This window comes from Nostoc sp. (genome assembly GCF_036917615.1).
Classification (GTDB): domain Bacteria; phylum Cyanobacteriota; class Cyanobacteriia; order Cyanobacteriales; family Nostocaceae; genus Nostoc.
Genome location: NZ_JBALCZ010000027.1, coordinates 83,442 through 98,003, shown reverse-complemented (window position 1 = coordinate 98,003; position 14,562 = coordinate 83,442). Strand labels below are relative to the sequence as shown.

Genomic DNA, 14,562 nt, shown 5'->3' with positions numbered 1-14,562 from the left:
CCACCTTTTTTGTTAATTTACACTTACACTACACACTACTGTTAGCAATTTACAACATGCATTACTGCTAGCAATTAACAGCTTTCCAACCCTTCCAACGCCTGACAACCCTCTAACACTTCCCAAGCCGCTACAACACGTTAGAATGCCCTACAACACTCTCTAACCCGCTACAACGCCCTTTAACCTTCAGAATGACCTGACTTTTCACGGGATGTGGAAAGGGGAGTTTGGTTCGCGGATATCATTCGCGAACCAAACTCCCATAAAAATGAGCAAAAGATTTGCTGGTATTGTATTCCCAAAAAAGATGTCACTCGGTTAGCTGTGGCAGAGTTTGCCGATGCCGGACAAAACCTCAACTTAAAAATAGTCGATTTGGCAGCAAAATCTGATGCTATTAATACTCAGTTTCGCGTGAAATGTCGCGCACAGGACGGTTTTTCTGCCTACAAAACTGAATATGAAGGGGATATTCCTAACGAACTTGTGACTCGTGACTACAACCGTTTTATTCTAGCTTTGGGTAAGCTCAAAATTGCTGACGAAGCCTTACGCCCTGGTGTCAACGTTGATATTGAAGTCGTAGCGACTCGTTCTTTGGGAATACGTTCTGCGAAGCAAACTATTAGCTGGCAAGGTGCAGTCCGCAAGCCTAGATAAAATTTAGGAAGATTTTTTCCCATCTGAAACCATTTGCGAGAGAATATAGGCTGCGAAATCTAGTAACTGATCCAGCAAAAAACCAATGATACCGATGTATAAGATTACCTGGATTATGTAATCGGCATTGCCAGCTTTATAAGCTTCCCAGAGAGTAAAACCAAGTCCTTTTGGGCCCGTTAACATTTCTATAGCAATAACTATAAACCAGGCTACCCAAATGCTAACTTTCAAAGCATGAAATATATGAAATATAGCTACTCGAAAGTTATTATTCTGTCTCTGAAAATGCCGCATACCTATTGCTGTATTAATGATCATCGTCCACAGAGTTCCTAGAAAAACTACTATAATAGCAGCCGAATCGCTCTCTTGAAACGCTATTAAGGCAATAGGTAACAAAGCTATAGGAGGGATACTATGTGGTATCTGAAATATCAGCCTAAATAGCTGATAAATCATGCTATTCATGCCTATTAAATATCCTATGAAACTACCCAATACAGCGGCTGGGATGTAACCCACAAATAACCGTTGTAGACTAGCTAAAATGTCTAAAAACATATTATTCTCTATGCCTCAGTTCTCATGGAAAACATCTGGGAAATACTGTGGCAACAACACCAAATAGAAAATAGAAAAGTGTATTTAATTACACGTTATCTTTGAACAATACAAGATTTCTTATATCTTCTCCTCCTTGATGGCTAATCAAAAAAATAGGTATTGTTACGACGTGTTAGTAGTAGTAGAAAGAAGATGTAAAATTTGGCTTTACTAAACTTTATCAGAAAAATAAATTCTGATTAGCAAATTAAATACAATTTCCAGAATTTCCTTGATTGATAATTGTATTAAGTATAAATATTTAGAACTTTTAATACTAAATAAATTGTGTAACTAGTTATTAGCAATATTGATATTTCTTCAATAAAACAAAGACGCAAAAACTACTATGCGTCTTTGCGTCTCTACGTGAGATTATGTTCTACCTTAATATCAAACCATCTCTGATGATGCTTGCACCATCTGCTGCGGCTGCGGCTGGAACATGAACAATGAGTACACCACATCTCGGCGAATGTTAACCATCATATCTAAGAAGAGTTCGTAACCCTCGCTCTTGTACTCAATCAGCGGGTCTTTTTGACCGTAACCACGCAGCCCCACCGATTCACGCAAGGCATCCATTTGTTGCAAGTGTTCCCGCCACAGGGTATCAATGCGTTGCAAGATAAAAAAGCGTTCAGCTTGGCGCATAAGTCCGGGTTGAACTTGGTCAATCTGCGCTTCTTTGAGATCGTAAGCAATTCGCACCTGTTCATGGAGGAAGGCTTTAATCTCAGTAACCGACATATCCTCTAATTGATTTGGCTGCAAATCCGCTAGCAGATAGACGAATTCTTTAACTTTCTCAACCAACTTTTCTAACTCCCACTCTTCCGAGGGCAAGTCTATGTTGATGTAGTAGTCAACGATGTCATCCATCGTTTTTTCAGCGTACTTAATCACCTGTTCTTTCAAGTCTTGACCTTCTAATACCCGGCGGCGTTCGGCATAAATAGCACGACGTTGATTATTCATCACCTCGTCATACTCAAACACCTGCTTACGGATGTCGTAGTAGTAGGTTTCAACTTTTTTCTGTGCACCTTCCAAACTGCGGGTAAGCATCCCAGATTCGATGGGCATATCTTCTTCCACTTGGAAAGCATTCATTAACCCGGCAACGCGATCGCCACCAAAAATCCGCAGTAAGTTATCTTCTAAACTTAGGAAGAATCTTGTTGTTCCAGGGTCGCCTTGTCTTCCTGCACGTCCGCGCAACTGGTTGTCAATTCGGCGCGATTCGTGGCGTTCTGTACCAATGACGTGCAAACCGCCGATTTCCACTACCTCATTATGTTCGCGGGTAGTAAATTGTTCGTATTCTTGCTTAATCCGGTTGTATGCTGACCGCAATTTCAGAATCACCGGGTCATCAATGGGAGCTTTTTCTGCGGCTACAGCTACCTTGTCTTCGGCTTCCAGTTCCGGTAAACTGCGATCGCCATACTCACGCACCGCAATTTCTACTGCTTCTTTGAGCAGTTTTTCTGTTTCTTTTGTCAACTGGGTGGGGAAAATTTCTGGGGAAGCCCGCCAAGTTTTAACTTTTTTGCCAGGGACAAAGCCTTGACCACCGCCGTGTCCTGTAGGCAAGCCGGCTGGTCTTTGAACGCCAAACGTGTCTTCATCTTCTGGCATGACGATCCGGGGCATGAAGTATTCCCGCAGCTTCAGACGCGCCATATATTCGGAGTTACCACCGAGAATGATGTCTGTACCTCTACCAGCCATGTTAGTAGCAATAGTTACAGCACCTTTGCGTCCGGCTTGGGCGACGATTTCTGCCTCACGCTCGACGTTTTCCGGTCGGGCGTTGAGTAATTCGTGGGGAATCTCCAGTTGTTTCAGCAGTCGGCTGAGAAGTTCGGATTTTTCCACACTAGTGGTTCCCACTAACACAGGTCTGCCGAGTTCGTGCATTTCGGCACATTCTTTTGCGATCGCACCCCACTTGCCCGCTTCTGTCTTAAAGACCATATCAGACAAGTCTTCGCGTCTTCTGGCTTGATTAGTGGGAATTACCGCGACTTCCAGTTTGTAAATTTTTTCAAATTCTGGTTCTTCCGTTTTTGCCGTTCCGGTCATTCCACCGAGTTTTGGATACAGCAAAAACATATTTTGATAAGTAATTGTCGCTAGAGTTTGAGTTTCTGGCTGAATTTCTTCGTGTTCTTTGGCTTCAATAGCCTGGTGTAATCCATCACTCCAACGCCGTCCGGGTAGCACCCGACCAGTAAATTCATCCACAATTACCACTTCCCCATTGCGGACGATGTAATTTACGTCCTTGAGAAAAAGTTCTTTGGCTTTAATCGCATTGAAAACAAAGTGCGCCCAAGGATCTTCTGGGTCAAATAAATCTGTGACTCCCAAAAGATTTTCGGCTTCAGCAAAGCCTTCATCTGTCAATAGCACGTTACGAGCTTTTTCATCCACATCGTAATGCTCGTCTTTCTTAAGTGTGAATGCAATTTCAGCAGCTTGCAGATACTTTTCTGTAGGTCTTTCCACCTGCCCAGAAATAATCAGTGGTGTCCGCGCCTCATCAACTAAAATTGAGTCTACCTCGTCAATCACGCAATAATTGAACGGGCGTTGCACCACATCTGCCATTGATGTCGCCATGTTATCCCGCAAGTAGTCAAACCCGATCTCACTGTTGGTGACATAGGTAATATCACAATCGTAATTTTTCTGGCGTTCGCTGGGAGTCATGCTTGCCTGAATTAACCCCACACTCAGCCCCAAAAATCGATGCACCTGTCCCATCCATTCCGCATCCCGACGAGCCAGGTAATCGTTCACGGTGATCACGTGTACACCTTTACCAGTGAGGGCATTCAAATAACTCGGCAAGGTGGCTACCAGTGTTTTACCCTCGCCGGTTTTCATTTCGGCAATTTGCCCTATGTGCAAAATGATCCCGCCAAGGAGTTGGACATCAAAGTGCCGCAAGCCTAAGACTCGCCGTCCTGCTTCCCGGACAACGGCGTAAGCTTCTGGCAAGATGTCATCCAGAGGTTCGCCTTTGGCAAGCCGTTGTTTAAATTCGGCGGTTTTACCTTTTAACTCCTCATCGGAAAGAACCTTAATTTCTTCCTCTAAAAGGTTAATTTCAGTAACAGAAGGTTGGTATTTTTTAAGCTTACGAGCGTTGGGGTCGCCCAACAAGAGTTTTAGCATGGCAGATTATAGAACTCAATCAAGGGGGATGGGGATTAAAGGTTCGGTATTGATTATAAACATTTAACCCAACCCAACCGGCTTGGTCGTGGATGGGTGTGAAATGAGAATTAACTCAAAAACAGGAGAAAAATTAGCCAATCAGTTACTAAATGATTGGTTTTAACTTTTATCTTATATTTAGTCTTTCTTTATAGTATCATTTTGCCCCTAGATGGGGCCAGAGAGGGAGTGGGGGAATAAAGTGAGGAGTGAGGAGTTATGAATTATGAATTTTTCAATGAAGAGGCAGGGAAAAGGGGGAAATGACCCCTGACTCATGTTGTGGAGCCGGGCAGAACATGGATCTAAGTCCCCCACTTCTACTAAGTGGCTCTCGTAAAAAGCGGGAAGCTGGCAACAGATGGGGTTGAATCCCAATTCTGTTCTATCCCCCTTGCTCCCTTGCTTCTTTTTCAACTCCTCACTTCCATTCTGCTGTCAAGCGGCGGAAATTGTAATCACTAGCACTGGGATGACAGCTGACACAGCTGCCAATCTGGACGGGACGTGGTAACTTAACTCCTGGATGCAAAGCTTTGAAATAACGCGAGTCGTTGATGCGATAGGGTGTTTCTTCGTCGTCTAACTGGACACGGGAGAAAGTCGAAAGATATTTCCACACTAAAATACGCGGCGGATCGACTAAAGGCTTTAGTTGTGCGCCGTAGTGCTGCGAGTCTTGCAGGAGATTTTTCCAAGTTTGAGTGGGTAAAACGGCTGGTGGTAAGCCGATGTGGCATGTGGAGCAGTTTTCTAAATACAGTTCTTGCCCCAGTTGGTACTGTGCAGGCACTACGTCAACAGTGCCAATTTCAGCGGTGGGAGTAGCACTTTGGGCGTTAGTTGCCAAGGCTAGAAGCCAGCCCATAGCTAGGCTCCACGTTACAATTACCAAAAGTAAACCGAAAAATTGGCGTTTGAATTGGCGTTCCGCGCTTTGGTGTAGCGTTTGCCGTTGGCGTAGCCCGCCGTAGGCATCGCTGTAAGGCGATCGCTTTTCGCCATCACGGGTTTTGCGCTTAACAAAAATTGACATTCCTCACATTCCCAGATATTTAGAAGTGGCGCTTGTGCTAATCATAGGACTTACGCAGTCTTGGCAGTGTTTGGTGATTTGGCGTAAGTATTTTCGATAAGCAACATGGCGATGCCTATTGGCAAGCCGCTCTGCGTCGGGGGCATCTCTCCATGAATAACAGTAATATAAATGTCTATTCAGCGCACCACTGATTGTGCAAGGAAAAATATCCTGGTAGTTTTAACGTGACTCACTCAAAAAATCAGCCACAATATTTAAGATTTCGTTTGCACCAATATCTTCTCGGTCAGACTTGGAATAAATCGTTAGTAGCAAAATACTTGTAGATGACTCGACTTGATAAATCAATCGGTATCCAGCACTCTTACCTTTTTGGATACTACTGTTGCGAACTCTCATTTTGTAAATAATATAATCCTCACCAATACCCCAATGCGTAGGCGTAGCCCGCCGTAGGCATCGCCGACAATATTTCCTTATTGTAATTGTTCGATAACCGATTCAACATCAGAGCGAATATTGCGAAATCTCTTTGAAAGTCTGTAAAGTTCTTGCTCAAACTCATCGGAGAATCGAATTGAAAATGCATCATCACTCTGCATCAATCCTGTCCCATAGTAAGCCTACGCACCAATGATGATGGAGATGCTGAGTGCGATCGCAAAAGGACTAAAAGTGTTTTCAAACTCCAAATGAGACTTAATTGTAGATTGGCTCCCCAACCTACAGACTTTTCTTTTCTAGGCTTAACTTGCAGAATACACCGAAATAAGTAAGTAAAATGCCATTTTGCTTAAACGTTTGCAGCTAACGTTGCTTGATTCATCAGAAACGCTTAAATATTTCTTGCAAATATATAACCAGTTGCAGTTAACGTTTAATGCTTTGCAACAAATATTCTTCCATATATAAGAAACGTTTAAGTATTTCCTGCAAACATATAAGTCATTGCCACAAACGCTTAAAGCTTTGCAACAAATACTCTTCCATGTATAAGAAACGTTTAAGTATTTCTTGCAAATATATAAGTCGTTGCCACAAATCCTTAAAGCTTTGCAACAAATACTCTTCCATGTATAAGAAACGTTTAAGTCATTGCAACAATTGTTGTAACAAACTTATAACCTGATTTGCTACTACAAATTCTCAAATAATCTTATCCATATTTGGTATTTCTTAATTGAGTCGAACAACTGTTCGGTTTTGCAACCTACCAAGCTATCCGACTCGGTTTTATATTCGGAGGTTGTCGCCTTCCTCGCTGGTTCAGGTCTGGACTCCCTGGTGTACGCTCGATAAATTCCCACTTACCAACTCTGACAATGGGGAGTACTCACGCCACAGCCACCGCCACCACGCGAAAACCAACATTGTTGTTACGATTCGCGCGCGCGTTCCTATTGCGATTGGCAGAACGGCAATTCCTGGCATTGTTGATCCAACTACCGCCACGCAGCAGCTAAATCGACCTGCCCCATGCTCAAACTCTCAAACTAAGTGAGAAATCTGATTAAATGTAGTGTATGATAGTTTTGATATCAAGATACAACTTTCTTGAAAAAAATTTTTTAGCCGCCTGCGGCGGAGAGTGAAGAAGGGAAAAGAATAAGAAGTGCAGAGGGCAAAAGGGGAAGAGTGCAAAGGGCAAGGAATCCTCACACCACAGCCACCGCCACCACGCGAAAACCAACAACGTTGCCACGATTCGCGCGCGCGTTCGTACCGCGAAAGGCAGAACGGCAATACCTGGCAAGGCTGAACCAACTACCGCCACGCAGCAGCTTAATGTTATTATCTTTACCAGTCAGCCACGCATTACCGTCTTTTGGCGCACCCTGGTAATTGTCATTATATACATCTTGACACCATTCCCATACATTACCATGCATATCGTACAAACCGAAAGAGTTAGGCGCAAATTTTCCTACATCTGTTGTTTGTTGACGATATTCGCCCTTTGGTACAGAGCCATAAGGATAGTTACCGTTGTAGTTAACTAAATCTGTGTTAATCGTTTCACCAAAAGAAAATGGGGTCTTGGTTCGAGCACGACAAGCATATTCCCACTCAGCTTCACTGGGTAGTCGATAGGTTTTTCCTGTCTTTTGGCTCAATTTTTTACAAAATTCTACTGCATCATCCCAACTCACCTGTTCTACAGGTCGTTTCTCACCTTTGAAGTTGGAAGGATTATTACCCATAATTACTTGATATTGCGCCTGGGTGATTTCATATTTACCCATGAAGAACCCAGGTACTTTTACCTCATGCTGTGGACTTTCATCTTTATCTCTCTCTGCTTCCCCTGCCGGTGAACCCATCATAAAGGTTCGCCCTGGTATCTGCACCATTTCCAAGGTGATATCATTCCCTAAGTCTGCCACAAGTGTAGTTTTTCCTGAATCAGACTGCCAGATACGCGGTACTACAATTGCCAAACCCAACCCAGCACCCGCAAACCCAACAGTTTGAATCATCCTTCGCCGTGACAAGTTAGATAATATTAGTTTTTTTGATGGCGTTGAAGATGTTGGAATTGTAGATGTTGCAAATTGTCCCGTACCAGAAGTCGGAATATTAGTAATTGGTGAGGTTTCCTTGGGAGGTGTTTGAGGAGGTTGATTTATAGGTATATTTGTAACTGATTTAGATGCTTGTGGAATTATTTGCTGAGGTAAATCAGGAATTGCAGAACTATTTCGCAACCGTTCAATTCTTTGTAAACCTCTCACCGCGTCCATATCTGGCCCTGAAGCGGCTGCTAATACCCGAATCCATAATTGCTCTGCTAAATTTAGATTCCCGTTTACTTCTGCTTGGTAAGCATCATTTTTTAACGTGGCGATATCTGCTAGAGTTGCATATAGTGGCACAAGTATTAGGTGGGATTTATTTACAGGTTCAGCAATAAGATAAGGCGTTTGCCTTGTATTCTTATACTGGCGAACCAGTTCAGGCACACGAAACTTGAGATATTGATCCAAACGCTCAACAGTAGCGCATTTACCTTGAATTCCTAACCCTTCTAGTAATGCACTAGTAAAAGCACCTTGTTGTAAAGCCTCAATTTCATAAGAATACTCCTGGGGAATACAAGAAAAAATGCTGATAACTCCTTGTTGACGTGCTTCTTCTGCTGTTTGTCGCCCAATTCCTTCACCTGTTTTTTTGCCTTCATTGCGACAAGCATCCAGAATCAAGACAACGTTATCAGCACCGCAGCGACGCAGGCGTTCAGTCACAAAGTTAATCGCAATTGCCGTGTTTTCAATATCCTCTGGATCGCCATCACAGGGCATGAGATAATCACGGTCAGCGTATCTTATCCCATGCCCACTGAAGAAAAACCAGAAATTATCTCCTGCTCCCATAAAGGGATTGTCAAATAACTGCCGCAAAATTCGCAGCAAGTTAGTGCGAGTTGGGCGAGTCGATTTTCCAGCAAGTTCAGGGGAGTCATCAGAGAAGAAGAAAATCCGCTCAAATCCTGCTTCCTTGCTCAGAAACTCCTGCATTAACTGTGCATCTCGCTTGGCAAAGTTTAGCGGTTGCAGATAATCATACTGGTTAATTCCGATCGCGATCGCCCAATTTTTTACCATCTCACCCTGGTTCTTGGCGCTTGAATTTCAGCTTAATCGCTCCTTTACTTCCAGCTTTAGCACCACTGCCAATTAATTTAACTTCTCCTTCGGCACTAATTTCCACCGATAGCTCAATTTCATCTAGCTGCATCCTGGAGTTAACTTTTGCTTGCTGTTCAGCTTGACTAAACAAACTTCCCACTACTTTGAGAAAGTAAGTCATATTTTGCTCTAATTTTTGAGCGCTAACTTTAATGGCATCTCCTACCCCTTTGCTACCAATACTTTCCCTAATAGTTTCCTCTCCCCAACTGCGTGTATTAGTACTCCCGCCTTTAGCACCGTCAGGAATCGATATTTGAGGGGTATCATCCGTCACAATCCAAATGCGATCGTCTTGGGGTGTTTCTGACATATTACTTTAAATATTTAGATTAAATCTTCCCACATTATAAATACAACGATAGAGATAGCAATTCCGATTACTAAGAAATTTCACTGAGCATTTTAGACATTGCACTAAGTACGATAGAGATGCCCAGAGCGATTGCATCTCTCCTTTCTCTGCGAACCTCTGCGCTTCCCTCCGCGTCCCTCTGCGTTAAAAAAACTACCCCTCTCCGCCACCGGAAAGGGGTTAATCACTGCCGAAATTCAGCCCTATCTAATAAGCGTCCTGCAACTCGTAGAAATCAGGCGAGATATAATCCTTCCGCAAAGGCCAACCTACCCAATCTTCTGGCATCAAAATCCGCTTGAGATTTGGGTGTCCTTGGTAGACAATGCCCAACATATCGTAAGACTCGCGCTCTTGCCAATCTGCGGTCTTCCAAATCCAGTACACAGAAGGAACTACAGGGTTTTCCCGTGGTAAGAAGACCTTCAGCCGGACTTCTTCGGGGCGATCGCTATTATCACCGACTTTAATCAAGTGATACACACTTACCAATTCCTCTCCTGGTCCAAGGTCAACACCACCTTGAAACTGGAGATAATTAAACCCATAGGCATAAAGGGCTGTAGCAGTGGGAAGCAAGAAATCTGGCTCCACCTTAATTATCTCTACACCATTCTTGTCTGGTGCCAAAAACTCATGGTCAAAACCATTTTCCGTTAACCACTGAGAAACTTTACCGGCTTGTACCAATGACTCTGCTTTGGCTGCTGGTACTGGTTTAGACTCTTCTTCGTCTTCTGCTACTGGTTGAGATTCTTCTTCAGGCACGGGTTTGTTCCTCCTTTTGCGCCTTTGCTGTTTGCAGTGCAGGTGGTATTGGCATACCGATCGCTTCCGTCAATTCCTTCGGTGGTACAGAGCGAGTTTCTGACTGCAAATACTTACCAGTTAAGATTTCCTCTACTGGCTTCAAATTATGAGTCGTGCTGTAGTAGCGGTGAGTTTGCTTAATTTTATACCGCTCTTGCATCGATTCATTGGAGATTTTCTTCCGCAGTTTAATGATCGCGTCGATAATTGCTTCTGGACGGGGAGGACAACCAGGCAAGTACACATCCACAGGAATCAGTTTATCAACCCCGCGCACTGCTGTAGGGGAATCAACGCTGAACATCCCGCCAGTAATTGTGCAAGCTCCCATCGCAATTACATACTTCGGCTCTGGCATTTGTTCATAAAGACGTACCAGTTGGGGGGCCATCTTCATCGTAATAGTCCCTGCCGTAATAATTAAATCGGCTTGGCGGGGGCTAGAACGGGGAATTAATCCAAAACGGTCAAAGTCAAATCGGGAACCAATTAAAGCTGCAAACTCAATAAAACAGCAAGCAGTACCAAACAGCAACGGCCACAGACTAGAAAGCCGCGCCCAGTCGTAGAGATCATCAACCGTGGTCAAAATGACGTTTTCTGAAAGGTCTTGAGTGATTGTACTTCGCTCAATGGGGTTGATGATCCGCTCTTTGTCCTGAGTTGTTAAGTTAGAATTCAAGACCATTCCAAAGCTCCTTTACGCCATGCGTAAACTAAGGCGACTACAAGAATTGCAATAAAGACTAGCGCTTCAATAAATGCTAATAGCCCCAAACGGTGGAAAGCTACCGCCCAAGGATACAAGAATACAGTCTCCACATCAAAGACGACGAAGACTAGAGCAAACATGTAGTAGCGGATATTGAACTGAATCCAGGCTCCCCCAATCGGTTCCATGCCAGATTCATAGGTGGTGCGCCGTTCTGGACTGTAACCACTGGGTCGTAAGAGCTTGGATGCTGAGAGCGCTAAGGCAGGTACTAGGCTACAGATTATGAAGAAGCCTAGAAGGTACTCGTAACCGCTGAGGACAAACACAATGAGTATCTACCGCTTATGGAGTATTTTAAGTAGGGAGTGGGGACTAGGAACTTAGGAGTGTGAGGACAAAGAAGTTTTCTTTCCCATGCCTAATGCCCAATCCCATTCAATTACGTTACTTTCTTTTACATTATATCTGTTTGATTTTTCTGAAATCTGGGAAACAGACGCACTTCAGGTATTTGATTCGCTTTTGCTAGTGATAGAAAAGTCTAACAATTATGTCATAATTTTTAACGTATATTTAAGATTTCTCCTCTGTGAGTCCTTAGCCATGAGCGAACCAGCTGTTGAGACTACGGCGTTAGATCGCTACGAGTGTCGCGCCTGCGGTTATGTTTACGAACCTGAGAAGGGAGACGACAAGGATGATATTCCTTCAGGGACATCCTTTGCAGAACTGCCCATAAATTGGCGCTGTCCAGTTTGTGTTGCTAAGAAAACCGCTTTTGCCAACATCGGCCCTGCGGGTACTGCATCCGGCTTCAAAGAAAATCTCGGTTACGGTTTAGGTGTCAATAACCTAACGCCAGCCCAAAAGAATATCCTAATTTTTGGCGCTTTGGCTCTTGGCTTCTTGTTTTTTATCAGTCTCTACGGCTTACAATGACAGCCGTTAAGCAATTCACGCATTCACGCATTCAAAATGAAAAACCCAGGATTACCCAGCATTTTGACTGCCAACTCTATGCAAATCAAATGTGGAAAAGCTGATCTCGGATATAGGGAACAAGTGACAGGTGAGAGGTAACAGGGAGTCTATTGTGTAATTAAAATCACATAAATGTGTCGTTTTCCCAGTTCCGGAGAGCGACCACGGACTTCAATACCAAATTGGGATAAATAATATTTTTTGGGATTCTTGGAAGGCTTTTTAGTAAAAACTTTTAATCCAAAATCCCAAATCTGTCTTGAAAAGTTTGCCACACAGGAGCCACTGCGCCCTTGCGGTTTGCCGACTTGTTCGCCTTGGTCTCCTCTGTCTCTCTATTCGTGAGAGGCTAGCGCCTGCCGTAGGATGTCCTAAGGGCTGTAGGGAAAAGCAAGTGGCGTTGGAAGCCCTGCTTACAACTTTTGTCTCCGACACGCTACGCGAACGCAAAATCCAAAATTGGTATAAAGTAAAGCTTTTAGACAACACCTACAGAAATTTAGAAACAACTAAGAAATACTGATGCATTCAATTGTGAGAAGTTGGCAACGAATAGCTGCCTTGTTGATAGTAGTCCTGATGTGCATAGGTTGTAGCAAAATCCCCTCTGTTAGCTACAACCCCTGGAAAATCATTTCTGTGCCAACAGACTCGAATCTATTGGATATTGCTTTTACTAATAACCCTGAGCATGGTTACTTAGTGGGTAGCAACGCCACCCTATTGGAAACCAATGACGGTGGTAATACCTGGAAACCAATAATACTGCAACTTGATGAGCAAAAGTATCGCTTTGACTCAGTAAGTTTTGTTGGTAAAGAAGGCTGGATTGCCGGAGAGCCTGGACTGTTGCTGCACACTATTGATGAAGGTAGTTCTTGGTTGCGTATACCATTGAGTGAAAAGCTACCAGGTAGCCCGATCGCAATTAAGGCATTGGCAGACAAGACAGCTGAAATGGCTACTGGTGTCGGAGCCATATATAAGACCACAGATGGCGGCAAAAACTGGAAAGCGCAGGTGGAATCAGCAGTCGGTGTGGTGCGTAACTTAGAACGTTCTGCCGATGGTAAATATGTTGCCGTTTCCGCTAAGGGTAACTTCTACTCGACTTGGGAACCAGGGCAAAATGCTTGGGTACCCCATAACCGTAATAGTTCTCGGCGGGTAGAAAACATGGGTTTTGCTGATGGTGGGCAGTTGTGGATGCTAGCTAGGGGAGGTCAAATTCAGTTTAGTGACCCAACTAAACCAGAAGAATGGCAAAAGGCAAAATATCCAGAGTTATCCACCAGTTGGGGTTTACTGGATTTGGCATATCGCACACCCAATGAAATTTGGATAGGTGGCGGTAGTGGTAATTTGCTACGGAGTGCCGACGGTGGCAAAACCTGGGAAAAAGACCGTGCAGTAGAAGAAGTTGCTGCTAATCTGTACAAGATTGTTTTCTTAGAGCCAGAACGGGGATTTATAATTGGCGATCGCGGCGTTTTGCTCAAATATCTACCAAACCCTGAAACAACTTCCCCAGCAAAGGCGGCTTAGTGAGTAAGAGGGAGTGGGGAGTAGAAAAGAAGCAGGAGAGCAGGGGGCAGGGGGAGAATAAAAAATTACCTCTTTCCCCTCTGCTCCCTGCCCCTTTGCCTCTTGCCAATGCCCTATTTCTGAGAAGAACGTTGCAACTTGTAACTCTTTCTTAACTTTGTAGGATAATAAACTCAATAACACTCTATGTGAAGGTAGGGATACTAAATGTCAGGTACCACTGGAGAACGTCCGTTTTCAGACATCATTACCAGCGTTCGTTACTGGGTAATTCACAGCATCACCATCCCGGCATTGTTTATTGCAGGTTGGCTATTTGTGCAAACTGGGCTGGCTTATGATGCTTTTGGCACACCTCGTCCCAATGAGTATTTCACACAAGCGCGGCAGGAAGTACCAATTGTGAAGAACCGTTTTGAAGCTAAAAAACAAGTTGAACAATTTATCGGAAAGTAGTTTGAGATCATGACAAGCAGCAATAATATCAATCAACCAGTTACCTATCCAATTTTTACCGTTAGATGGCTGGCAGTTCACACTTTAGGTGTACCAACTGTATTCTTTTTAGGCGCGATTGCCGCAATGCAATTTATTCACCGTTAGGAGCAATTATGGTAGAAAGATCGCCCAATCCCAATAATCAGCCGGTTGAACTAAACCGGACTTCGCTATACCTGGGACTACTACTAGTTTTCGTTCTGGGGATTCTGTTTTCCAGTTACTTCTTTAACTAACTGGAACTACTGTTGTTAATCTTTGTTTATTGAACGTATGTTGATTTGTTGTTAAGGGAGGAGAGAAGCTGTGTCTGGAAGTGGGAGAATTCCCCTGTGGGTCGTCGCTACGATCGCAGGTTTAGGTATAATTACAGTCCTGGGCATTTTCTTTTATGGTGCCTATGCCGGACTTGGTTCTTCGATTTAACATTAGTTTG

General features: G+C 43.7%; 15 protein-coding genes and 2 pseudogenes. 7 read left to right on the top strand and 10 right to left on the bottom strand.

Features of this window, described 5'->3' with window-relative positions:
- Positions 1–291: 291 nt before the first annotated feature.
- Positions 292–663 (top strand): annotated as a pseudogene (locus V7K85_RS09950) (collagen-like protein); the annotation flags it as partial.
- Between the two features lie 3 nt (positions 664–666).
- On the opposite strand, the gene V7K85_RS09945 reads toward V7K85_RS09950, so the two are convergent.
- The 10 genes and pseudogenes from V7K85_RS09945 to ndhC form a co-directional block, all read right to left on the bottom strand.
- The gene (locus tag V7K85_RS09945) at positions 667–1,227 is read right to left on the bottom strand and encodes a nitrate transporter (RefSeq protein WP_442940567.1); all 561 of its coding nucleotides are present in this window, start codon (positions 1,225–1,227) and stop codon (positions 667–669) included.
- A gap of 435 nt (positions 1,228–1,662) precedes the next feature.
- Positions 1,663–4,455 carry a preprotein translocase subunit SecA gene (gene secA, locus V7K85_RS09940; protein WP_334813160.1) on the bottom strand — a complete coding sequence of 931 codons (2,793 nt, stop codon included), beginning with the start codon at positions 4,453–4,455 and terminating at the stop codon, positions 1,663–1,665.
- Positions 4,456–4,918: 463 nt separating this feature from the next.
- A complete protein-coding gene (locus V7K85_RS09935) occupies positions 4,919–5,533 on the bottom strand; it encodes a cytochrome C (RefSeq protein ID WP_334813158.1) in 615 nt (204 codons plus the stop codon).
- Between the two features lie 222 nt (positions 5,534–5,755).
- Positions 5,756–6,138 (bottom strand): annotated as a pseudogene (locus tag V7K85_RS36445) (type II toxin-antitoxin system RelE family toxin).
- 731 nt (positions 6,139–6,869) lie between these two features.
- Positions 6,870–6,992, bottom strand: a complete 123-nt coding sequence (locus V7K85_RS09925) for an SUMF1/EgtB/PvdO family nonheme iron enzyme (protein ID WP_269454149.1) — start codon at positions 6,990–6,992, stop codon at positions 6,870–6,872.
- 199 nt (positions 6,993–7,191) lie between these two features.
- Complete coding sequence (locus tag V7K85_RS09920; protein ID WP_334813154.1) at positions 7,192–9,138, bottom strand: SUMF1/EgtB/PvdO family nonheme iron enzyme; 1,947 nt, start codon at positions 9,136–9,138, stop codon at positions 7,192–7,194.
- Position 9,139: 1 nt separating this feature from the next.
- On the bottom strand, positions 9,140–9,535 hold the full coding sequence (locus V7K85_RS09915; RefSeq protein ID WP_334813152.1) for a Pepco domain-containing protein: 396 nt from the start codon (positions 9,533–9,535) through the stop codon (positions 9,140–9,142).
- 249 nt (positions 9,536–9,784) lie between these two features.
- A complete protein-coding gene (locus V7K85_RS09910; protein WP_334813150.1) occupies positions 9,785–10,345 on the bottom strand; it encodes an NAD(P)H-quinone oxidoreductase subunit J in 561 nt (186 codons plus the stop codon).
- Positions 10,338–11,075 carry a photosynthetic/respiratory NAD(P)H-quinone oxidoreductase subunit K gene (gene ndhK, locus V7K85_RS09905; protein WP_334813148.1) on the bottom strand — a complete coding sequence of 246 codons (738 nt, stop codon included), beginning with the start codon at positions 11,073–11,075 and terminating at the stop codon, positions 10,338–10,340. Before ndhK ends, V7K85_RS09910 begins: the two co-directional genes overlap by 8 nt.
- Positions 11,066–11,428, bottom strand: coding sequence for a photosynthetic/respiratory NAD(P)H-quinone oxidoreductase subunit C (ndhC, locus tag V7K85_RS09900; RefSeq protein WP_094333328.1), 363 nt, complete (start codon positions 11,426–11,428; stop codon positions 11,066–11,068). Before ndhC ends, ndhK begins: the two co-directional genes overlap by 10 nt.
- Positions 11,429–11,705: 277 nt before the next feature.
- On the opposite strand from ndhC, the gene V7K85_RS09895 reads away from it, so the two are divergent.
- The 6 genes from V7K85_RS09895 (at position 11,706) to V7K85_RS09870 (ending at position 14,552) form a co-directional block, all read left to right on the top strand.
- Positions 11,706–12,041 (top strand): rubredoxin, encoded by a 336-nt coding sequence (locus tag V7K85_RS09895; protein ID WP_334813146.1) that lies wholly within the window; start codon positions 11,706–11,708, stop codon positions 12,039–12,041.
- A gap of 564 nt (positions 12,042–12,605) precedes the next feature.
- Positions 12,606–13,628: a photosynthesis system II assembly factor Ycf48 gene (locus tag V7K85_RS09890; protein WP_334813144.1), complete on the top strand. Its 1,023-nt coding sequence runs from the start codon at positions 12,606–12,608 to the stop codon at positions 13,626–13,628.
- A gap of 207 nt (positions 13,629–13,835) precedes the next feature.
- Positions 13,836–14,084 (top strand): cytochrome b559 subunit alpha, encoded by a 249-nt coding sequence (gene psbE / locus V7K85_RS09885; protein ID WP_292759493.1) that lies wholly within the window; start codon positions 13,836–13,838, stop codon positions 14,082–14,084.
- Positions 14,085–14,093: 9 nt separating this feature from the next.
- On the top strand, positions 14,094–14,231 hold the full coding sequence (psbF, locus tag V7K85_RS09880) for a cytochrome b559 subunit beta (protein ID WP_174708531.1): 138 nt from the start codon (positions 14,094–14,096) through the stop codon (positions 14,229–14,231).
- Positions 14,232–14,239: 8 nt separating this feature from the next.
- Positions 14,240–14,362 carry a photosystem II reaction center protein L gene (locus tag V7K85_RS09875; RefSeq protein ID WP_012411802.1) on the top strand — a complete coding sequence of 41 codons (123 nt, stop codon included), beginning with the start codon at positions 14,240–14,242 and terminating at the stop codon, positions 14,360–14,362.
- 70 nt (positions 14,363–14,432) lie between these two features.
- On the top strand, positions 14,433–14,552 hold the full coding sequence (locus tag V7K85_RS09870; RefSeq protein ID WP_012411803.1) for a photosystem II reaction center protein J: 120 nt from the start codon (positions 14,433–14,435) through the stop codon (positions 14,550–14,552).
- Positions 14,553–14,562: the final 10 nt, after the last annotated feature.